Annotated in this window: 23 protein-coding genes; 12 read left to right on the top strand and 11 right to left on the bottom strand. The window is 63.5% G+C overall.

Features of this window, described 5'->3' with window-relative positions; translation table 11 throughout:
- Window positions 1–2 precede the first annotated feature (2 nt).
- Both NS3_RS13445 and NS3_RS29075 read left to right on the top strand, forming a co-directional pair.
- Window positions 3–4,646 carry an Eco57I restriction-modification methylase domain-containing protein gene (locus NS3_RS13445; RefSeq protein ID WP_067859117.1) on the top strand — a complete coding sequence of 1,548 codons (4,644 nt, stop codon included), beginning with the start codon at window positions 3–5 and terminating at the stop codon, window positions 4,644–4,646.
- Window positions 4,643–5,323 (top strand): hypothetical protein, encoded by a 681-nt coding sequence (locus tag NS3_RS29075; protein ID WP_157101312.1) that lies wholly within the window; start codon window positions 4,643–4,645, stop codon window positions 5,321–5,323. The genes NS3_RS13445 and NS3_RS29075 overlap by 4 nt, the downstream gene beginning before the upstream one ends.
- Before the next feature lie 330 nt (window positions 5,324–5,653).
- Here the strand turns inward: NS3_RS29075 and NS3_RS29080 are convergent, their stop codons facing one another.
- From NS3_RS29080 to NS3_RS13465, 6 genes are all read right to left on the bottom strand, one after another.
- Entirely contained in the window at window positions 5,654–6,241 is a 588-nt protein-coding gene (locus tag NS3_RS29080; protein WP_157101313.1) for a hypothetical protein, read from the bottom strand.
- Between the two features lie 15 nt (window positions 6,242–6,256).
- Window positions 6,257–7,768, bottom strand: coding sequence for an IQM protein middle domain-containing protein (locus NS3_RS13450; protein ID WP_157101314.1), 1,512 nt, complete (start codon window positions 7,766–7,768; stop codon window positions 6,257–6,259).
- An 8-nt stretch (window positions 7,769–7,776) separates the two neighbouring features.
- Window positions 7,777–8,055 carry a WXG100 family type VII secretion target gene (locus tag NS3_RS28445; protein WP_169811640.1) on the bottom strand — a complete coding sequence of 93 codons (279 nt, stop codon included), beginning with the start codon at window positions 8,053–8,055 and terminating at the stop codon, window positions 7,777–7,779.
- 34 nt (window positions 8,056–8,089) lie between these two features.
- Window positions 8,090–8,416, bottom strand: coding sequence for a WXG100 family type VII secretion target (locus NS3_RS13455; protein WP_084495481.1), 327 nt, complete (start codon window positions 8,414–8,416; stop codon window positions 8,090–8,092).
- A 280-nt stretch (window positions 8,417–8,696) separates the two neighbouring features.
- On the bottom strand, window positions 8,697–8,903 hold the full coding sequence (locus tag NS3_RS13460; protein WP_067859125.1) for a DUF397 domain-containing protein: 207 nt from the start codon (window positions 8,901–8,903) through the stop codon (window positions 8,697–8,699).
- Window positions 8,893–9,996 carry a helix-turn-helix domain-containing protein gene (locus tag NS3_RS13465; RefSeq protein WP_373865307.1) on the bottom strand — a complete coding sequence of 368 codons (1,104 nt, stop codon included), beginning with the start codon at window positions 9,994–9,996 and terminating at the stop codon, window positions 8,893–8,895. The genes NS3_RS13460 and NS3_RS13465 overlap by 11 nt, the downstream gene beginning before the upstream one ends.
- A 75-nt stretch (window positions 9,997–10,071) precedes the next feature.
- Between NS3_RS13465 and NS3_RS13470 the strand changes: the two genes are divergently transcribed.
- Complete coding sequence (locus tag NS3_RS13470; protein WP_067859131.1) at window positions 10,072–10,269, top strand: hypothetical protein; 198 nt, start codon at window positions 10,072–10,074, stop codon at window positions 10,267–10,269.
- A 31-nt stretch (window positions 10,270–10,300) separates the two neighbouring features.
- Complete coding sequence (locus NS3_RS13475) at window positions 10,301–10,567, top strand: hypothetical protein (RefSeq protein ID WP_067859134.1); 267 nt, start codon at window positions 10,301–10,303, stop codon at window positions 10,565–10,567.
- Between the two features lie 319 nt (window positions 10,568–10,886).
- Here the strand turns inward: NS3_RS13475 and NS3_RS13485 are convergent, their stop codons facing one another.
- Together NS3_RS13485 and NS3_RS13490 are read right to left on the bottom strand one after the other, a co-directional pair.
- The gene (locus NS3_RS13485; protein ID WP_067859139.1) at window positions 10,887–11,291 is read right to left on the bottom strand and encodes a hypothetical protein; all 405 of its coding nucleotides are present in this window, start codon (window positions 11,289–11,291) and stop codon (window positions 10,887–10,889) included.
- A gap of 21 nt (window positions 11,292–11,312) precedes the next feature.
- On the bottom strand, window positions 11,313–11,858 hold the full coding sequence (locus NS3_RS13490; protein WP_067859141.1) for a DUF3558 domain-containing protein: 546 nt from the start codon (window positions 11,856–11,858) through the stop codon (window positions 11,313–11,315).
- 224 nt (window positions 11,859–12,082) lie between these two features.
- Here NS3_RS13490 and NS3_RS13495 point away from each other — a divergent pair, with 224 nt between their 5' ends.
- Window positions 12,083–13,930 (top strand): hypothetical protein, encoded by a 1,848-nt coding sequence (locus tag NS3_RS13495; RefSeq protein WP_067859145.1) that lies wholly within the window; start codon window positions 12,083–12,085, stop codon window positions 13,928–13,930.
- A 96-nt stretch (window positions 13,931–14,026) separates the two neighbouring features.
- Here the strand turns inward: NS3_RS13495 and NS3_RS13500 are convergent, their stop codons facing one another.
- Entirely contained in the window at window positions 14,027–14,386 is a 360-nt protein-coding gene (locus NS3_RS13500; RefSeq protein WP_067859148.1) for a hypothetical protein, read from the bottom strand.
- A gap of 530 nt (window positions 14,387–14,916) precedes the next feature.
- On the opposite strand from NS3_RS13500, the gene NS3_RS13505 reads away from it, so the two are divergent.
- From NS3_RS13505 to NS3_RS13525, 5 genes are all read left to right on the top strand, one after another.
- Entirely contained in the window at window positions 14,917–15,237 is a 321-nt protein-coding gene (locus tag NS3_RS13505) for a type VII secretion target (protein ID WP_067859151.1), read from the top strand.
- Window positions 15,234–15,989, top strand: coding sequence for a hypothetical protein (locus tag NS3_RS13510; RefSeq protein ID WP_067859154.1), 756 nt, complete (start codon window positions 15,234–15,236; stop codon window positions 15,987–15,989). The genes NS3_RS13505 and NS3_RS13510 overlap by 4 nt, the downstream gene beginning before the upstream one ends.
- Window positions 15,989–16,546, top strand: coding sequence for a hypothetical protein (locus NS3_RS13515; RefSeq protein ID WP_067859157.1), 558 nt, complete (start codon window positions 15,989–15,991; stop codon window positions 16,544–16,546). Before NS3_RS13510 ends, NS3_RS13515 begins: the two co-directional genes overlap by 1 nt.
- 256 nt (window positions 16,547–16,802) lie before the next feature.
- Window positions 16,803–17,159: a hypothetical protein gene (locus NS3_RS13520; protein WP_157101316.1), complete on the top strand. Its 357-nt coding sequence runs from the start codon at window positions 16,803–16,805 to the stop codon at window positions 17,157–17,159.
- A gap of 117 nt (window positions 17,160–17,276) precedes the next feature.
- The gene (locus tag NS3_RS13525) at window positions 17,277–18,230 is read left to right on the top strand and encodes a hypothetical protein (RefSeq protein WP_157101317.1); all 954 of its coding nucleotides are present in this window, start codon (window positions 17,277–17,279) and stop codon (window positions 18,228–18,230) included.
- Between the two features lie 90 nt (window positions 18,231–18,320).
- On the opposite strand, the gene NS3_RS13530 is transcribed toward NS3_RS13525, so the two are convergent.
- On the bottom strand, window positions 18,321–18,938 hold the full coding sequence (locus NS3_RS13530) for a TetR/AcrR family transcriptional regulator (protein ID WP_067859166.1): 618 nt from the start codon (window positions 18,936–18,938) through the stop codon (window positions 18,321–18,323).
- 97 nt (window positions 18,939–19,035) lie between these two features.
- Between NS3_RS13530 and NS3_RS13535 the strand changes: the two genes are divergently transcribed.
- Window positions 19,036–19,428, top strand: a complete 393-nt coding sequence (locus tag NS3_RS13535) for a nuclear transport factor 2 family protein (RefSeq protein WP_067859169.1) — start codon at window positions 19,036–19,038, stop codon at window positions 19,426–19,428.
- A gap of 134 nt (window positions 19,429–19,562) precedes the next feature.
- Complete coding sequence (locus NS3_RS13540; protein WP_084495483.1) at window positions 19,563–20,048, top strand: SLOG cluster 4 domain-containing protein; 486 nt, start codon at window positions 19,563–19,565, stop codon at window positions 20,046–20,048.
- A gap of 57 nt (window positions 20,049–20,105) precedes the next feature.
- Here the strand turns inward: NS3_RS13540 and NS3_RS13545 are convergent, their stop codons facing one another.
- On the bottom strand, window positions 20,106–20,756 hold the full coding sequence (locus NS3_RS13545; protein ID WP_067859504.1) for a formylglycine-generating enzyme family protein: 651 nt from the start codon (window positions 20,754–20,756) through the stop codon (window positions 20,106–20,108).
- Between the last annotated feature and the right edge of the window lie 94 nt (window positions 20,757–20,850).

Consider the following 20,850-nt stretch of genomic DNA (forward strand, 5'->3'; position numbering starts at 1 on the left):
CCATGCCTTCTTTCGACTCCATCGTCGTCGGCGAGGACTGGATCAGCGAGCACTACTTCACCACCGATTCGGTGAAGGAGTCCTTCCATGGCAAGGTCATGGAACTGCGCAAGGCCTGGGATGCCGAGGCCAAGGAGGGCCGCCCCACCGTCCGCAGCCGCTTCCTCGCCGCCGCCCGTGACCTGCAGACCGCCCTGGCCGCCCTCGTCGAGAACCCCGAGACCGCCCCCAAGGCCCACGCCCAGGTTCGCGACGTCTTCGGCTTCACGGGCGAACTGTCGGCTTTCACCGCCGAACGCGCGGGCTCGGACCTGTCGATCCCCGACGCCCAGCTCCCCACCACCGCGAACGTGCTGTTCCTGCAAGCGAACCCGGTGTCGGCACTGGAAGATCTGCTGGCCCCCGAGACCGGCCTGCTCCTCACCCCCGCCGTCGAGGACGGCAAGCCGATCGAGTCGGCGTCCAAGGCCGTCTCGGCGGCCTTCCGTTCCGACACCCCGCCCGCCTTCGTCGTGGTGCAGGCAGGCCAGTGGCATCTGCTCGCCGAGGCCGAACGCTGGGCCGAGGGCCGCTACCTCGCCGTCGACCTGCTCGTCGTCGCCGAACGCAGGCACGACGCCCGCGGCGGCGAAATAGACCGCGCCGCCGCCATCTTCGGCCACCAGGCGCTGAGCCCCGACGCCGACGGCGCCATCTGGTGGACCGGCGTGCTGGAGGATTCGGTCAAGCACACCGTCGGCGTCTCCAAGGATCTGCGGGAAGGCATCCGCCTGTCCATCGAGATCATCGCCAACGAGGTCGTGCGCCGCCGCCGCGAAAAGAACCAGACGATGGACGGCGTCGACGGCACCGAACTCGCCAAGCACTCCCTGCGTTTCCTGTATCGAATCCTGTTCCTGCTGTATGCCGAAGCCTCCCCGGAAATGCAGGTGCTGCCCACCGGAGCGGCCGAATACGAGGAGGGCTACGGCCTCGACCGCCTGCGCGAACTCACCCTCGCCGAACTCGTCTCGCACCGCGCCCGCACCGGCACCCACCTCTACGAGTCGCTGAAGAAACTGTTCGACCTGGTCGACCAGGGGCACACCCCCGCCGAACCGGAGAACGGCGCCGACGACCCGGCCCCCGGCCTCCAGTTCAACCCCCTGCGCGCCGACCTGTTCGCCCCGAAGGCCACCGCCCTCATCGACGAGGTCGGTCTCGGCAACGAGGCCACCCAGCAGGTGCTCGAACACCTGCTGCTGAGCAAGGAGAGCAAGGGCCGCAAGGGCGCCGACCGCGGCTTCATCAGCTACGCCGAACTCGGCATCAACCAGCTCGGCGCCGTCTACGAGGGCCTGATGTCCTACACCGGGTTCTTCGCCGAACAGGACCTGTTCGAGGTCGCCAAGGACGGCAACCCCGAGAAGGGCTCCTGGGTGGTGCCCGTCGACCGCGCCGACCACCTCGCCGAAACCGATTTCGTCCGCACCGAAGACCCGCACACCCACGAACAGCGCCCCGTCCTGCACCGCGAAGGCACCTTCGTCTTCCGCCTCGCCGGCCGCGAACGCCAGCAGTCCGCCTCGTACTACACCCCCGAAGTGCTCACCAAGTTCGTCGTCTCCCAGGCCCTCGAGGAACTGCTCGACCAGAACGGCCACCGCACCACCCCCGAGGAAATCCTCCAGCTCACCATCTGCGAGCCCGCCCTCGGCTCCGGCGCGTTCGCCATCGAAGCCGTCCGCCAACTCGCCGCCGAATACCTCGAGCGCAAACAGGAAGACCTCGGCCGGCTCATCGAAGCCGATCAGTACCCGGTCGAATTGCAGAAGGTGAAGGCGCACATCGCCCTGCACCAGGTCTACGGCGTCGACCTGAACGCCACCGCCGTGGAACTCGCCGAGATCTCGCTGTGGCTGGACACCATGGTCGCCGGCTTGCAGGCGCCGTGGTTCGGTCTACATCTGCGCCGCGGCAATTCGCTCATCGGCGCGCGGCGCGCGGTGTATCAGCCGGGGCAGCTGGCGAAGAAGGCGTGGTTGAAGACCGTGCCGAAGGACGTGCCGCTCGGCACCGAGACCGGCACGGGCATCCACCACTTCCTGCTGCCCGCCGACGGTTGGGGCGCGATGGCCGACACCCCCGAGGCGAAGACCTACGCGCCGAACAAGCGCGAAGAACTCCGCTTGTGGCGCAACGAGATCCGCAAATCACCGCCCAAGAGCATTGTCCATCGCCTCACCGCACTGGCCCAGCGGGTGGAAACACTCTGGGAGCTGACCACGCGACGGCTCACCATCGCCGAATCGGCCATCCGCCGCGACCTGCGCCTGTGGGGCGGCGAACCGGTCGAACCCGGCCCCGCGGTCACCCGCGAACAGATCGAAGCCGTGCTGCACGACGAGAGCGGCGCCTACCGGCGACTGCGCCGGGTGATGGACGCCTGGTGCGCGCTGTGGTCCTGGCCGGTGACCGGCGACGTGCCCGCCCCCGACTGGGATCAGTGGGTCGGCGGCCTGGAAGCGCTGCTCGGCCTCGCCCCCAAGGCGGGCAAGTTCGAGAAGCACGGGCAGATCAGCATCGCGGGGGATCTGAGCTGGTACGACCTGGACATCGCCGAGGACACCGACCGCGCGTTCGCCCAAGCACAGCCGATCGACAGGGCGCTCACCGCCTTCCCGTGGCTCGAGGTGGCCGCCGACATCGCCGGGGACCAGGGTTTCTTCCACTGGGAACTCGACTTCGCCCCACGGTTCGCCCGTGGCGGCTTCGACCTCCAGGTGGGTAATCCGCCGTGGGTGCGCCCGGACTGGGACGAGGCGGCGGTGCTGGCCGACTTCGACCCGTGGTGGCAGTTGGCGAACAAACCGTCGGAGGCCACCAAGCGCGCGAAACTGGCCGAGGCGCTGGCTGTTCCGACTACACGGAAGACGTTGCTGGACGAACGGGCGAAGCAGGCCGGGCAGAGCGCGCACCTCGGGTCGGGAATCGGCCGTCCCGTTCTGACCGGTTTGCAGCCGGATATGTATCGCTGCTTCATGGAACGCACCTGGCGTTCGATGACGGCGAACGGCATCGTCTCCCTGATTCATCCGGAGAGTCATTTCACCGAGGCCCGCGCCGCCAACCTGCGACGGGAGTGCTACCACCGCCTGCGGCGGCACTGGCAGTTCCGCAACGCACTCAAAATTTTCCGGGAGATCGACAACGGCGTCGAATACGGTGTGCATGTATACGGCGCGGTATCCGATGTCCACTTCATGCAAGGCTCGTCGCTATACCACCCAGACATGGCAGCTCGTTCACTGCGACATGACGGCAACGGCCTCGCGCCGGGCCTGAAAAACTCCGAGGGTCACTGGGATGTCCGCCCACACGCCGAACGCATCGTCCCTGTCACCGAGAGCGAGCTCGCAGGCTGGGCGGCGCTGATCGATGAACCCGGCACCCCCGCCGCCGAAGCCCGCATGCTCTATCCGGTGAACCGCGCCAGCGCCGCCGTTCTGGAGAAGATCGCCGCCGCACCCCGCCTCGCCGACATCGGCTTCCAGTGGACGGCGGGCTGGCATGAGTCCGCAGACCGCAAGCTCGGCTACTTCGAATCCCGCTCCGCCGTCCCCGACCGCTGGGCCGATGTGATCCTGCAAGGCCCGCACCTCACCGTCGCCACCCCGATCTACCAGCAGGGCAACCCGACGATGCGCAGCAACAAGGACTACTCACCGATCGACCTGGAAACGCTGCGAGAGGATTTCATCCCCCGAACGAACTACCAGGTGGCCAGGCCATCGGCCGAGTACCTGGCGGCCTACCCACACTGGGACGGCGAACCGAGTTCCAACTACTACCGCCTGGCCTGGCGGCGCATGGCGGACTCTGCCACCGTCCGAACCCTACATTCCTCATTGGTTCCACCGGGGCCATCCTTCGTCGGAACAGTTCTCTCAGCAAAGTTCCCAACGCTCGGTGATCTCGTAGTAGCAGCAGGAATATGGTCCTCATTGGTAGCGGACTTCCTCATCAAGGTTAGCGGCGCATCGGAGTTGAAGAATGGTCTGATGGCGCGGATACCTCACATTCGCGACCACTGCCTCGAACAGCAACTCGTCCTCCGAACGCTTCGTCTGAACTGCATGGTGAGACCGTTCGCAGATCTATGGGAGGCAATGCACACCCCATCCTGGGCGCAGGATGCTTGGGTCGAACACGTCGGTATCGACAGGACCAACCGATCACAACTCGGTGATCCGGGTTCAACATGGCATGCGTCCACACCGATCCGCGAAGCTGCCGACCGTCGCCAGGCCCTGATCGAGATCGATGCAATCGGCGCGGTAATGCTCGGCATCACCGCCGAAGAACTCCTCACCATCTACCGCACCCAATTCCCCGTCCTGCAACGCTACGAACGCGAAGCCCGTTACGACGCCAACGGCCGCCAACTCCCGACCAAACTCGCCTCCGAACTGCGAAAAGACCCCACTATCGGCCGCACCGATATCACCGTCGACGGCATTACCTACGCCGCCCCTTTCACTAACGTGGACCGCGAACGCGACATGGAACTTGCGCACCATCATTTCCTAAGGCTTAGCCGCACCATGGGCAGCGATAGTCAAGCGCGCCTCGAAACCCAGCGAACACCTGAGGAGGCGCAGTCATGATCAGAGGCCACGCGGGATTGCAAAGCCTGGAAAGTGCGCTGGGTGGCCCCCCAGATCGCACGTTGACGGACCATGACCGGGCCACAACGATCTTTCTTCGCAAGATTGCAGCACGACGATGGGCGTATGTCGTCAAGCTGGCCACGACTAACCCGTCAGGCGAGCTACAAATCGGTGAGGTCATCCAGGCAGGCGAACGGACTTCATCGCGGCGCGCAGAATCACTTGCGATGGAGCTTGCAGAGGAGATCCAACCGCGAGTCCGCGAACTCCTCAACAAGCGTGCAACCGATCGAGAGCGCATGGCCGAGCAGAGCAGACGCTATGAGAAAGCAATGCTTGAACGCGACAAGCTGATGGCTCAATCAGTAGCTGCAAATATTAAGCTGCGCCTACAAGCTATCGACCCCAATTCGATAGTTGGCGAATGGCGACCAGGAGACGTCATGGAGTTAGCACCATTCCGCTCTGGACGCGGGAAGGCGATTTTTGCCCACCAATTGGGCGATCTCACGATCATCGCGTCAAGACAGAAAGATCCGGAAGTTTTCGCGGTATGCCGAGATCATAACATCGCTTACGGCACATACTCCCAAGGAGATGCGCGGGAACTAACTTCACGCAGGATGAGGTGGTGCACGGAGTGTTCAGCCAGCCGAGAGGAAAAGACCACCTAATCGTTATGGGTCATGCGGTTGTTGACGCCAGCAACAGGCGAGTTGAAGGGGCGAATCCTTCGCCGGCAGGACCGAAAACGCCAATTTCAAGATTCGAGAACGGATATCGATAATCTCCACATAAGCAGCTGTCGAATTTTCTCCTGAACCATTCGTAGGAAAATCTTATCAATGGCACCCCCCCCCGGCCCCAAAAGACGAGTATTTGACAACTCCCGAACACTCTGACGAGCCTTGCTCTAAAATCGACAGACTTCCATCCACTCCAGCGGAGTGGCGAGAGCAGCGTCGCACTTTTCCGAAGAAGTAGCCGCTATTGTGCTCAATAGGCTACGAAATGGATATTTCGTCCGCGTTTAGCGACGTCGCGGAGATCAATTCCTGCGCTATCGCCGAGGCCGTTCGCTCCTGCCCAAGCGAAAAAACATCGGTCGCAGCCTTGCCGCTTTGACTGGGCCATATCAGGGCCAGTTCACTTCCCGATCGCAACGCAACGAGCAGACCTTGGCCATTCTCCAGCCGTTTAAATGTCTTACCAACCCTACCTTCGATGGCAGGCCAGCCCACTGCTATCTGCGCGATCGGCCCGACGGAGACAGAATTCGACCATTGCGTAATAGGAATCTCCCGCAGTGGAGGTAGCGGCCACGGGCGCATCGCATCAAGTTCGGCGACCACTCTGCTGAGAAAGCTTCGAACCTCGGCGGGTGCGTGCTTAACCTTGACGACAGTATCGAGTTCCTGGCCGGACTCCAGCGCGTCCGCGAGTGCCCTATATTCCTGTTCTGGAGTCAGGTTTCCCAGCGGCTTCTCCAAAAGGGCAGCCGACACCCTTTGCGCCTCAGCTTCATCCAACGCGGTAGAAAATTGCGACATATACAGAACCGCGTTCACGACAGGCCGCCAGTTATCCGCCATTTCAAAACCTTCCTCTTAGTTGGGCGCCATCATTTGTACTTGCAATGAATCTACCCGAACACCCTGATCTTGCAAATTCTTGACCACTTGCTGCGTATACTGCTGCGTCGGCTTGTAGTGTCCACTCTGATCGGTGATCAACTTGAGTTCGCCGTTGACAACTTGAAGCTCCCCCGCGCCCGAAACCGGCTGCCCACCAAGAAAGCTCGAGTGATGAAACTCGCCCACCGCATGGTGCGTAGACGCATACATGTTGCCATTTTCATCCATCACAAAAATGGCCCTGCCGCCACCTGGTGTGTGAGCGGTGGACGCCGCAGATGTGTCAAACAGATTTCCATTCGCATCGTATATCTTGCCATCTCTTACGAAGATTTGGTAAGCCTGACGCTCCTCTTCGGTGAGATATTTAACGTTCGAGCCAGGCCATATGGAGTTTCCGGGAACTTCCTCACCCACATAGTGCGGGTCCATCTCCGTGCTGTTGAACTTCGGAACAGCCCCAACTTTAGGGATATCGACCTCGTCATCCGCCTTCTTGACGGTGTCATCTCCACGTCTCTTGACGAGGTCGATTATTCGCTGAAGCTTGCTCCGAACATCGGATACAACTTTTTGCGTTCTTACCTTGACCGCTAATTCAGCGGCATCAATGATACCTTTGATCCTGCCAGCATATTTCGTGACCTTTTCCACGATTTTGCCCGCACGTAGCGCAGCCACCGCCGCTGCACCGAAACCCGCAGACAGCGCCCCCGCGACTGCGGAACATACTAGAGTGACTGCCACCTCGGTGGCGATGTCCTTTGCGAGGTCTTCCAGCAACGAGATCAGCTTGGCACGCATCTTGTCGATGGCCACCTTCTGATCCCGACATGACTGCGCGATGTCAGCGAAGATGGAGGCCACATCCTCGGCCGCCGCCTTCATCTCGCGGATGTCTTCGTCGATGAACGAAGCCTCGGGCGCAGTAACCGCACTGAAATTGTTCGCTGCACTCTCGAGCTTGCTGACCAGCCCGGCTACAGCGCCGCTTTTCGCCAAAGTATCCCAAACGTTAGCGGCTGCAAGTAGCTTGTCCGGGTCGCCGTCAGGAATGGGCACCCCTGCCTTGCTGGCGAGTTCGAACCCATCATCGACCAACCCGTTACCAGGGCCTCCAGCCGAAGGCGGCGGTTGCGGGCAGGTGCTCCACGCGAATGGAAGTGCCGCCGGTTCCCCAGGTTCTGGCCGACCTGATCCGCTCTCATGGTCAGCGAGAGCATAGTTATAGCCGGCCTGCAGCAGGATGTTGGCGTAATTATCTATGGCCTGAACTAAATTGCTTGAAAGCACATACACATCAAGAGCGAGCGCGTCGTAGGATCCGGCCCATTCCTTACATGCTCCGACAGAACCACCCATCTCTTCACTGCCGGATAGTTGCGCCATCGCGTCTGCGAACGCCTTATGGAAGTCCACAGCATAGGTGTTGAGGTTGCTTGCGGTCGAAACGTAGACGAGCGGATCTACATTGAATTCGGACACACGCGCACCTACGCTCTGCCGAGCATGCGAAGATTTGCCGAAGCTGCGCTCTCGTAGCGGTTGCGTGCATCTACAATCGCCTGCTTTATCGCATCGATCCCGTCGGACACATCTGTGGCGCCAGCCATCCACTGTCGGAATGCTTCGGCTTGCGCATCGGCCGCCGCACCATTCCACTTCTGCTGCACATCGTCAATGCGCTGTTGCAGTCCCGACAAGCTATCGGCGAGAAAACCGGAGAATCCGTTCAGACGAATGACGATATCTTCTAATTCGGTCAGTTTCACCTGGAAAGGTTGCGTGTTATCCATCGCGGTCCCCCTATGGCAGATCGAGCGAACTCGTCGTCTGTGCTCGCTCCCTATCCTTATCCTCCAGCACTTGGCTAGTCACTCCCAGAAGCTCGGCCATCGTCGCCAGTGCATTCAGAACCGTGTCCGCGCCGTACTTGATCTCGTCCCAACCAAGGCGACAAGCATCCGCAGACGTTCCTTTCCAGGAGTTGAGCAGCGCGCTCACGTCGGCGTCGAGCGACTGCAGACCGTTCACCAGCGATTCGGCTGTCAACTGTACGAACCGACCAGCGTCGGTTACCTCGGCGGGCACAACAGCAAAGTTCGTTGCCTCTTCCCCGGATCCCGACAACACGCCCCCTCTGTCCGAGCATCACGCAGAACATCCATCGTCCCAGCGAGGAGCTGGCCCGACTGGAACGGAATGGACGCCGATCAGACTACCGTCACCGTTCTGTCATCCCCCAACCGATCGAGTACTTCCTCGTACAATCCAGCATCAGCCGATATCATCACTACAACACCACCAAGTGGATTGGCACAGCCCGAGCGAACGCAACAGAGGTTGGCAGCAACGGACTTCGGGGCGACCCACCGACTGTATTCGAGCTGCGGAGAGCCGGGGACGCCAGCGATTAGGGACGGTCGAACTCGCCGTCTCGCGCGCCGGCCAGGAACGCATCCCACTCCGAAGGCGTGAACACCAAGACCCCACCGCTGGGGTCCTTCGAGTCGCGCACCCCTACCCGTCCGCCATCCAGATGCGCGATCTCGACGCACTCACTACCAGCCGAACTGAGGCTGCTCTTGAACCAGCGAGCTCCGGATAGATCAACGGACACAGTCGAACTCCTTCGCCAGTTGCCGCAGCAGACGCTTGCTGTTGACGCTGTCCAACGCTACCCGCCGCAGGACATCGATTCCAGCCTTGTACCTGCGAACAGCGCTGGCACGCTCCAAGTAGATGTCGCCGGTGTAGCTCTGGACATGGACCACCGGAGGCTCCAACGGGCGGCCGTCGCTATCAGCAGCGAAGTCCAGGACGGTGAATGGGCCGGTCGACGTTCCGAGCGGAAACCCCGCTGCGAACGGAACCACCTGCGCCCGCACGTTGGGTGGCAGGTCCGCCAGGTGCCGCAGCTGCGCCGACATGGTTCTTGGGCTGCCGACGACGCGCCGGATCGCCGCCTCGTCCAACACGAGCACCGCCGAGACCGGGGCGAAATCGCGAGTGATCAACGCCTGCCGGTTGCGCCGGACGCGCACTCGCCTCTCGATCTCCTCAGCGGTGTCCATGGGGAAGTACGCACGATCCAGCGCCCTCGCGTAGTCCGGGATCTGGAACAGTCCGGGCACCATGTCGGGCCGATAGAACGTGAGGTGCGCTGCCGCCGCCTCCATCTGGATGTAGGCGTTGAACGTCGGATTCACCTGGTCAGGGAACTCGTCCAACCACGACGGCGTCCTCCCCTGCGCCGCCAGCGACTTCAGCACCGGCAACATGTCCACCCGCTGATACAGCTTGCACAGCCGCCGCAGATCCTCCTCCCGCACGACCACGTTCGGCGCACCGGTCTCCAACCGATGCAACGTCCCCGCCCCACGCCCGATCGCCCGCGCGGCCACTTCGATCGACAGCCCGGATTCCTGCCTCATCCCCCGCAGGCACCGCCCGAGGCTGCGGTGTGGAACGCCCCCTGTCCCGCGAATGTCGGCCCTGAGCTGCCGGACGTCGGCGCTCTCATCCCTGTCCCCCATACCGTTTGCTCCCTTCCGTGGAATACCCGCAACCGCTGACTGGAAGATTTCGAAACACCTTGTGGAAGGCCGTGATTCGGCCTCATGGAGGCCATTGTGCAGGGTCGCTGGAAGGTGTCCAGGGCGTTTGCCACTTTCCGTCGCGAAATTCCGCCGGAACCTCCACACCGCCCGCATCCGGTGCTCCACTGATCCCGTGATCGGCGCGGCGAGACCCCGGCATTCGCCCGCCAGTCGACCCACGGAGGACACATGACCAACGCACTACCGCAACGGATTCCGTTCCCTCGGCCGCGCGCCCCGTACAAGGCGGTGCCGCTGCCCGTGCTCGAGCGCTACGCCCTCGCGCTGCGGACGTGGGCCGCCGCACCCGAACGTCCCGGAGGCGGGGTGCCGACCCCTCCCCCGCCTCCGGTGACCCTCACCGAAGCCCTGTCATGGACCGAGTGACCCGACACCGGCCCACCCGGACGAGGAGGTCGTGACCATGCGCCAGTACTACGTCAAAGTGCACTGCTGCGGCCCGCAGTGGCTCATCCACGTGCCCGCCGTGGACCGCTGGACGGTGACCGGCGACAAGTCGGCGATCCGGGCCACCGCCCGGCAGATGATCGCGGCGCTGACCGGGCACGGCGGCGACGCGTTCGAGCTGGAGCTCGTCGCGGGCAGGGCTATCCGCGACGCGGAAGAGTTCGCGGTGGGGTGCGCGGTGCTGACGCGGTGGCGGCCGAGCGAGGTCGCCAAGTGATTCCAGGAGGGGCTTCGAACTGGGATGTCGCCCTGGCGCGCCGGTCGGGGCCGGTAGATCATGGGTGCTGTCGGTCCACGGACACGGGAGGCGCGCGTGGTCGCAGGGTCCATTCAGCGGTGGACGCCGCGCAATGGCACAGGGGTCATCGAGACCGGCGAGGGGGTGCTCGTGTGGTTCCACCTATCCGCGGTACGTGGCGAGGACATCACGACCATCGCCGAGGGGATGCGGGTCGAGGTCGACATCGAGCACACTCCGCAGGGGAAGTACGACTCCAGGGCGAGGTCCGTGCGAAGAAGTACGTGATCGTGGCGGATCAGTTGAGCTGGTCGCCCTGGCTCGTCAAGGTTTGGCCGGTCTCTTGGTCGACCTGCACGAGTTTTCCTATAGCCGCCAAATACGCGTCGCGCATGGTGGTGACGATCTCGATGTGCTGGTCGATGCGGGCGATTGCGTTATCGTTAGGATCGTGTGGCGCTCCACCAGTTGCCTTCTGCTCGAACTTCTTCCTCAGCGCATCAGCAGAAGGGAGGCCGCCGTACCCGGAGAGGCGCGACAATAGCGCGGCGTCCGTCCTGAGATCCTGCAAGTTACCTAGAAGCACGTTGCAGCGCTTGACCAGAGCCTCACCGATGTCGTTCTCGAGCTTGAACTCCCCGTTGATGCCTTGTTCTTTAAAGTTCTGCCAAGTACGAAGTTGAGCCTGCGCACTATCGGTCATGGTGTCCCCTGCGACGTACAGCTATCTCGGTAGATGCGGTTCGAGATCGGTGGCGTGCTTGATCGCGAGGTCACATTGCGCCTCGGCGGGTCGGTCACCGAACCAGTCGACAGCGATCTCGAACATGCCCTGCTCGGCGGGCAGACTGATGTAGCAGGATCTCGCCCCTTCGAAGTCGTCCTTGCTCACGATGCCCGCCCGATCACCAATGGTGATGTCACGGAGGATTGTGAGGTTCGGGTTTGCACGCGCGTCTTCGATAGTCTTACTGGTGGACAGCAGATCCATCCGGTAGTTAGCCGCGGTGGGCTTCCAACCGCAGATACGCCAGGACGAGATCTTGTCCGGGTTGACGACATTGCGCTCAGTCGATGGGTCCAGACCAGTCTCGATCAGCCACTCATCCGGGATATCTGTACATGGATCGAGCAGATTGTCCATCTCCGGCTCAGCCGCCGTAGGCGTACCGGGCGCGGAGCCCCCCAGACCGACATCCGAGCACCCGCTGACCAGCCCGAGAACGGCTACCCCCGCGATCACAGTGCGTGCGGCGATGATGGCGCGCATGTCCCTCCCTGATTCCGACTGCCCGTCCACGATATAGGACGCTACGCAGCACGCCCCGGTTCCGGCAGCCCTTCGAGAGGTCGCGACGCACCGCGAACGCCTCGAGCGAGTGCTTCGTCCGCGCGGACGAATTCATCCGTTCGACCGACACGCACAGGCCGCAGACTGTGCCGGTGCCCCGATAGTGTCGGAGGGTCGAAGTGTTCTGTGACCGGGAGGTTTCCATGCGCCGTACTCGCCCCGGTGTGCCGGCCTGGTCGGCGATCTTCCTCGCGCTCGCCTGCCTGGTGCCCGGATGCGCGCTTCCGGGCGACGGCACCGAAGGCGGTGCGTTACCGACGGTGGGACCGCCCATCAAGGAACAGGTGGTACCGGTGCGCGCGGTCGAGGACACCGAAATCGCTGTGTCCGAGTCGTGGACGGTCACGATCCCCGCCGGGGCCGCACCGGCCGGAGCGACATTCGCCGTGCGGGCCACCCCGGATCAGGATGGCGCCCCCGCGCTCAGCCGTGCCGATCTGACGCTGTCGTCGGGCCAGCCATCGACACCGCTCGAATTCACCTACCGCACGGTTGATCCCGTCCCCAGCGGCGTCGAGATCTTCTTCGTCGGCCGCCCGAGCGGCACCGGCGATTCGCCCGCGCCGTCGACGGTCGTCGCGGCCCGCCTCGATGCGGACCGCCGGACCGCCACCGCCGAGATTCCGCACCTGAGCTGGTGGGAGGTGTTCGTCACCGAAGCGAACCATGTCCTCACCTCCGCCGCCGGTCTCCGCACGAACGCGCCGTCCTGCGAGACGCAACCTCGACCGGCCTGGCTGGAGGAGGCCATATTCCTGGAAGGTAAGGACGCTCCGATGCTGGTCTGCACCGGAGCCGACCCGAACGACCGCGAGACCGCGGTGGTCAAGATCCGCAACAATCGGGGTGTGGCGATGATCGTCACCGCACCGGTCACACCGAAATGGGCCTATGCGGAGGCGTTTTCCGGCCTGCCGAGTGCCTTCGTCTCGGAATTCCTCACGGCCACGACCGAAGCATTCGGTGTCCCGTCCTCCGAGCGTGCGCGGACATGGGTGCTGCCACCGGGCACCGGGCTCGACATCGGATTCACCGAACGATCGCTCTCGGCACAACCGGCCGCCAAGATCACGACCAGGGTGTCCACCTCCTCGGTCGCCTACGGCCTCATCTGGAACGCGCTCGCGGAGCACTTCGACGACCCGACCGCCCTCACCGCGATAGAGCTGGGAATTATGGGCGTGTGCTTCGGCGAAGGGGTGAACTCCGCCGTCACCGCCTCGGATGCCGGGGCGCTCGCCGCAGCCGTCGCCCGGATCGCGGGCTGCGCCATCCAGAGTGCGCCCGACATCATCGGCGAGATCAGCGGGCACCTCTCCGACGAGGCATGGAATGCCCTCCAACGCGGCCACGCCATCACCGGCAAGATCAGCGAGCTCCGGTTCCGGCTGCTCCCGCTCCTCGCGGTAGCGCAAGCCACCATCGTCATCGGTGACACCTTGTCCACCCTCGCGCTCGGCTCCGGCGCATACGAGATAGCCCTGTTCACGACGTTCGGCGCACAAGCCGGATTGGCCTCGCTGTGCGGAGGAATCGACGAGCGACGCACCGTCCGTCACCCGGAACTCGGCGAGGTCACCGTCGGCCTGAGTCGGCCGTCCGGCGTCGGCGAGGGATGTATCGCCGTGGTCGACCGAAGAGGGTCGAAACTGCTGGTCCAGAAGGTCTCGATCTACGGTGACGAACTGGACTTCGCCGATCCGGCCACCGATGCCACGAACAACGTGTTCATCACCTACAACCCCGGGCGCTACAACGGCGTGATCACGCTCGTCCCGGTCGCCGGCGGCTACGCGGATATCGGCTGGAACGACCCGGACGGACTCAACTACCAGAGCACCACGCACGCCTACTACTACGCCGAATTGATCGGCCCGGGCGACGACGGTCGCTACACGATCGAGGCTTCGAGCAACGACTGCGAACCCGACTGCGCGAGTGGGACGATTACCAAAGAGATCCTGCGCTGGAACGGTTCGCGGTATGAGTAACCGTGGCGCGTCGGTAGGCCGACTTCGGTCCGATTCACGACGTGGACTGGAGCCGGCCACCTCCGCCACCCCGAACTGCCCGGCGTGAAATGGCGATCAGTGATGCGCGGAACCGGAGTGCAGGTACGTCAAGAACTGCGTCACCGAGTCGCGTTCACCGGGGTCGGCACACGGGCCGTCGACCGCGGCCTCATCGCCGCTACCGGTGTTCGCCCCGGGAGAGACCAGGGAGAGCAACCAGAGCGCTATTCTCGCGCCTACCTGGGCGCCACTATCCAGTGTGGCCGAACCGGTGCCGTGGAACAGAACCATGGGCCCGTTCCAGCAGTCGGGAACCACCTCGGTGCTGCCGGTGCTCGGACTGTCGACCAGAGTCAAGCCTCGAGCCTGCGCCGGGGCGGCCACGGCAGCGGTGGCAGCGATGGCGATGAGACCGGTGACGAGAAGTCGATTCATGCGTATTCCTATTGGGAAGAACAGGTGTGGCCCGGCGGGCCGGGAGACTCACAGTAGACAGCCACAAAGTCGAAACATTACCGTTTCGAAATGTTGCAGGTATGACGTGCGCCACATTCGATTCGCATCCGCACGAGCGCCCACCGTGGTCGAATCGACAACGGATACAACGTCTTCCGTATCCTAGATGACGGCAGCCGCGCTCCGGTACGGCTTGAAGACGCGAGCTACGGCATCGCCGCACCCGGAGCCGAGGCAGCCGAGGACTGATCCGTCTCCTGGCCGGGTTGCATCGACGGAACCCGGCACCCTGCTGCCCACTGCACTCCGCGGGCCCGGCTTGCAATCTGCAGAGCGTTGCGGCAACGTTCGAGTGACGGTTGATTGGGGGCCAAAGCATTCGGGCGCGTTGCCGACAGAGGGTGGGAACGTTCGGTGATGCCGTTCACGTCATCGCGTACCGACGAGCTCGCTGCGGACCGTCGCGCTACGGAACTCGATCGGTCCTTCACACTCGAGGAAATGAAGGTATGACTGAGCAATTCGCTGTCGAGCCAGACGATTTGGACTTGGCATCCCGCGCGCTGTGGAAATTGTCCGAAGACAACAACGGGGCTATCACCTACGCTGAAGAATGGCTGAATGTTCAGTCCAGTGGCGGGCTCGTCCTCACACCGGTCCTGGATCAACTCCAGACAGTGTGCGATCAACTGAAGAAGAACTATGAGCGTCTGGGAACTGTGACCGACAACTCGGCCACAGAACTGCTGGAAGCTTCGCGGATGTACCGAACCACCGATTTCGAGCGCGCCAAGAACCTGGACTGGTACTACAGGGAGCTCGACAAATGACAGTCACCTCGTATCCCATAGCGAAACTTTCGGAACCACAGCCGGACGACCCGGTTCACGACTACGTCGAACTCGTCATCAGTGGCAACGGCACGAGCCTCACCTACCATCTGAACAATCTGATCGTGATGGCCTCGAGCCCTTTCGTGGACGGCGGATTCAACTGCATCTCGACTATCACCAACAATCTCTCGGGTGACTGGGTTGCGCTGCAGCAGTCTGCCGACGCCATTCGTAAGCTGGCCGAGTACAACTCGGCCTACCACGAGGCGATCGACGCCGCCCTGAACGATTCGAACACGTCCTGGCAGGGAAACGCGGCCGAGAGCGCGCGGAAGTTCTTCTCATCTTTGACCGACGCCTTGGACGGTCAAATCGAGCCGTTGACCACCGTCGCAGACGAGATCTCGGCCTATGCCATGGCGTCCTACGGCATGGCCAACGGAATAGCTGACCTAGTGCAGACCCTGGGCGATCTCGCTATTCAGTGGATGGCGACCGAAATTGCCTCCGGGACTGCCGCGGCATCCGTTGTGGGAGCCGGAGCTGCGGCCGCGCTTCAGGCCGTCGCCAAAGCCATCTTGGCTGTCATGGCGACCAAGATTGTGGAGATCATCGGCAAGCTCGGTCACATGGTGAACGCTTCCGAAGCGCTACTCGGGCTCGTCATCGCGGGCATGAGTGCGGCTGTCGAAGCGTCCGAGATACCAGCACTGGGCGTGAATTCCTACGATCATCCCGGAGTGCAGTGATGAAACGCGATAACGAGCCGATGCTCGATGTAGTCAACGGCGATATCGGCATGTCACGTCACTTGTCGAAGGTTTTGAAGATCATCGCAGACAGCCCTGGCGTGGACAAAGACCTGCGCAACCAACTGGGCGAGATACTTGCCGGAAAAGCAAGCTTCCGAGATCTTGCACGCAGCGAGTCCTTCACGCGGCTCAGCGAGGCAGCCATGCCGAAGATCGCCGCGGACCTGGCGGAGCAAACGCCCGAGCAGATCCAGTCGCTGGCTCGTGCAGGTGAAGAATTACTCCGAAGATACCGCGTCGAGGCTCCCGAAGCCTCTTCGACGATCGATGACGAGAAGATGGATTCCGGTTCGCCTCGGCCCGGTTCCGAGCCGTCCACCCGAACTCCGTCGAGTGCGCCGGACGACGCGCCCCCGTCCAGAAGTACCACTACCCCGAGGCACGTCGTCCCCGGCACACGCAAACCCGACCGCGACCGGATCGTCACTCCCGACGAACCGGATGATGACGACCTCTACTACGGCGAGAGGCAGCGTCGTGGTTGGCTGGAGTGACACGGCAACGATCAGCCTGCGGCGCTGCCGAGAGCCCCTACCAAACGCATCGCTGCTCTACGTGAAAGCGCCGGGGGCGCGAACCGTGGAGCCTCTCGAACTGGAGATCGCACAGCAACTCCCCGACGTCTGCAGCCAGCACGGCTTGCCCGCATCGACACGGAGACCACTTCGCGTCCGCTTCTACGACACCAGCAAACATCCACGATCACCCCGATTCGGTCCCGTCAAGTGGTATGACAAACGGGCTGCGCCCGTGTCGACCATCCTCGTCGGCGCTTGGCCCTACTGTGACAAATGCGTTCGTATCGATGAGCGAGGCCGCCGAGCCGCCCTGGTGCCGATCACTTTGATGGCGGTGAACCTGCTCGCGTTTCTGCTCGTGATCGCCGCCGGCTGGCTGGGATTGTGGCTGAACGAATTGCGCCCCTTCGTCATTCCCTTGGCGCTCGGCGTCGTTCCGGGGTCCATCCCGATCGGCGTGGTCGTGGCGATATGGCTGTTTCGCATGGGTGCGAACTCGGCTGCCTGCTTCTATCCCATCGACGACGAACGGTCCGTGATGGTCCAGGCCCATCCCGATTTCTGCACAGCTATCGAGGCCGGTCGCTGAGTCTGCGTCGTCGGCGAGCCGATCGGTCGTGCGCGAGCCGCCGAAGAAGCCTTGCCGGCTGTATCCGAGACAGCAGGGCGCTTCCCGCTGCGGCGAAGGGCTCCGTGGGAGAGGTAGATGATGGATACGGGGGTCGCCTTCCTGCCGACGAACCCACGACACAGAGGGGATGTGTTGACCGATACCTCAGCTCTGCCGCGCCTCGAGATCGTCGAGCATCGGCCGACGAACAGGCGGCTCGACCTCGTGCTCTTCTGCCTGATCGTCACCGGCGGGTCCGTGATCGTGGCCGGTTTCTTGGCAGCCGAGACCGCGCCCATGTGGGGAACTCACGACCCCATTCGGTCGGCAGCGGAATGTTCGCTGATCGTCGGCATGCTCGGCACAGCCGCGCTGTCGACGGCGCCGCTGTTCGCGAGCGCGCCAGAGCTTTCACGGTTGCGCGGGCGGCCGGTGCGCCGGTGTGAGAACGCCGTTCTGGGCAAGGGAATTGCCCTTGCGCAGGACAGACAGGACGTGTCGTTACTGATCGCGGTCGCGGCTCTCGGCAGTTGGTTTCTGCTGAGCTGGTGGGCCGCACGGACGGGTGTCGAAGGCGAACTGCTCTACGCGTCACCGGAGGAGCCCGACGCCGCCATGGTCGCGTTGGTGTTCTCCGTTCTGACGTTCTGCATTCTGCCGGTGCTCGTGTTGTCCTCTTTCACGAAGATTTCGTATGAGATCTACCCCGAGGGCATTCTGCGGCGCAGCGCGGCGCCGCAACGGTGGCTGCGCGACCGGCTCGTGGTGTGGGAAGACATGTCCGACGTCGAAGTGGACGGTTGGCGTACGTCCGCATATCACCCCGATGTGGCCATGGTCGTCATACGGCTTGCAGACTCTGCGGCCCAGCCCACCCACAAAGTCTTCGACAGGCCGGGGAAGTTCGGCATACCGGCTTACCTGATGAAATGCGATGTTGATGTGCTGGCTGCGGTTGTCACGCACCTTTTCGACAATCCTGAAACGCGAATGATGCTCGATCGCCCCGGTGCCGGGGATTGGTTCACTGCGGAGTACCACCTGCACTGATCACAAAGATTCGGCGGTGAATTCCGACGTCGCCTGTCGACGAACTCCGATGTCGCTCGGTGAGGCTGAGATTCGCGGGCGCCGAGGCGATCACGTCTCCGCGTCCTGAGAGTCCTGACTCCCCGCGCAGGCGCCCCCGGCCGGGGCGAGGATGCGCATCAGGCTGGTGGTGAACGCGTGCTCGGCGTCCGAGTCTGTCATCCGGCCGCTGCCGCGCTCCTCGCTAGCGGCGTGGGCAAGGTGGATCGCGGCGACGACCAGCCAGTCGGCGGGGAGATGGCTGTCGAATTCGCCGGTGTCCTGTCCGCGCCGGATCACCTGGCCGATGCGGTCCGCGATCGGTGCGTGCCGGGCATGGTCCTCGCGTGCGGAGATCGGCAACGCGTTGATCCGTTGCAGCAGGGCCGGGTAGCGCCCGGATTCCTGTGCGGCCGCCTCGAATACGCGCAGCAATGCCTCGGCGGCCGTGCCCTCGTCCGGCTTCGCGGCGTCCATCGCGGCGACGGTCAATTCGGTGAGCCTGTCCAGGACCGCCACAAGTAACCGCTCGCGGGAGGGGAAGTGCGCGTACACCGTCTGGCGGGTCACTCCCGCACCGGCGGCGATGGTCTCGACGCTGGCCTCGGGTTGTTCGTTCAGGATGCGCGCGGCGGCGTCGAGAATGGCCGCCCGGCTGCGGTGGGCATCAGCCCGCTGCTTACGAGCCATCTGCTCCCCGCGATCTCTTACATCTTGTCAAAGTACTCATCGCCTTATATCTTACATCTCGTAAGAGTTAGATTGGTTCAGTCCCGTCAGGAGACTCATGCCCGCCTTCACCGGCACCGACCCCGCGCGGTTCATCGCCGACTTCTTCACCTCCTTCAACGAACATCTGCTGGCCGACGACCAGGACGCGGCAGTCGTCGTGGACCGTTTCCACACCCCCGACATCGTGCAGGTCGCCGATGGGCACCGGATCGATCGCGACAAGCTGATCGCGCACACCCGCCCGATCCGAAAGAACCGCCCCAGCAGTCACATCGACGTCCACGAGGCCATCGCCGACGACGACCGGCTCGCCGCCCGGTACACCCTCCACGTCCGGCAGCGCGGCAAAGAATTCGCTATCGAGGTCTGCTTCTTCGGCCGCTTCACACCGGACGGACGGATGCGGGAAGCGCATATGCTCACCCGAACCGCGGCCACCGACGACTAGCGCCGGCCGAGCGTGCGGCCATGATCGAACACGGTCCTCGGGATGGCCTGTGACCACTGTGTCGCATCCACTACCGAGGCACTCGGACATCTACCCGGCGGTCGCGGCGATCGGCGCGGACGAAAGGTCATGCTGTGCCACCTGTTCAAGTCGCCGTCTGCGGGCCGCGGGACTGCACCGTGACCGAGGCGGCGAACGCTCGGCACGTCGGCCGACTGCTCGCTGAAGCCGGAGCCACCGTGCTCTGCGGCGGCGGGCCGGGCGTCATGGCAGCGGTCGCCGCGGGCGCTTCCGACGTCGGCGGACTGGTGATCGGCGTGCGGCCCGACACCGACCGATCCATGATCTGCGCGGGACTGTCGGCTGTGCTCTACACGGGGATGGGTGAGGCCCGCAACGCGATACTCGTGTCCTCGGCCGACGCGGTGATCATCATCGGCGGGTCATGGGGCACTCTGTCGGAGTTGGCCCTGTCCAACCGGCGTGGAGACGTTCCTGTCGTCAGCCTCGGCGGCTGGAAGGTTGTCGATGCCGAGGGGCGGGCCGTCGGAGGGGCGAGCGAGGTCGAGTCACCGGAGGCGGCTGTCGCGGTTGCGCTCACAGCGGTGAGGGAGCGCTGAACCCGATACCTGGGGCCGATCCGAAGATCGACTGGTGTCCGAGGCGAGCAGTGCAGATCAGTGCGGTACTGAGCGCGCGATTCGGAATCCGACGTCATCGATTCGGAGCGTGGGGTGGCTGCGACGTCGCACCGAGGCTCGGCAGCTCCAGTGCTCGTCGAACCATCCGCCGCCCCGAAGCACCCGATAGCCGCCGTACACGTCGGCGTCGTAGATGTCCCAGCACCATTCCCACACATTGCCGAGCATGTCGTACAGCCCCCAAGCGTTGGGGTTCTTCGCGCCGACCTCGTGCATGCGACCGCCGGAGTTCGCACGGTGCCAGGCGATCTCGTCGAGCGGGCCGTAGCGCGGACCGGTGGTGGCCGCACGGCACGCGTATTCCCATTCGGCTTCGGTGGGAAGGCGATACCCATCGGCCGACTCGACCTGGTCGACTTCCTCGTCACCGGCACCGATGCAGTACGCCGGTGTAAGGCCGACTCGCTCGGACAACGCGTTGCAGAAACGAATCGCGTCGCTCCACGAGACACTGTCGACAGGCAACCGGTCGCCTCGAGCGTCACTCGGCCACTGGCCGGTGACCCGGGCGTATTGCGCTCGAGTCACCGGGACTGCCGTCAGCTGGTAGGCACCGACGTCGACCGACCAACTGCGTCGGGTCCGCCGATCCGACAGTTCGACGGCCCCAGGCGGTATGTCGACCATCTCGATTCCCACGCGCATGTCCACAACAAAGGAAATGCTACCGAGCTGATCACCGGACCTCGACACGAAGGAAGAATCGATGTCCGAAAGCCAG

This window comes from Nocardia shimofusensis NBRC 100134 (genome assembly GCF_001613125.1).
Taxonomy (GTDB): Bacteria; Actinomycetota; Actinomycetes; order Mycobacteriales; family Mycobacteriaceae; genus Nocardia; species Nocardia shimofusensis.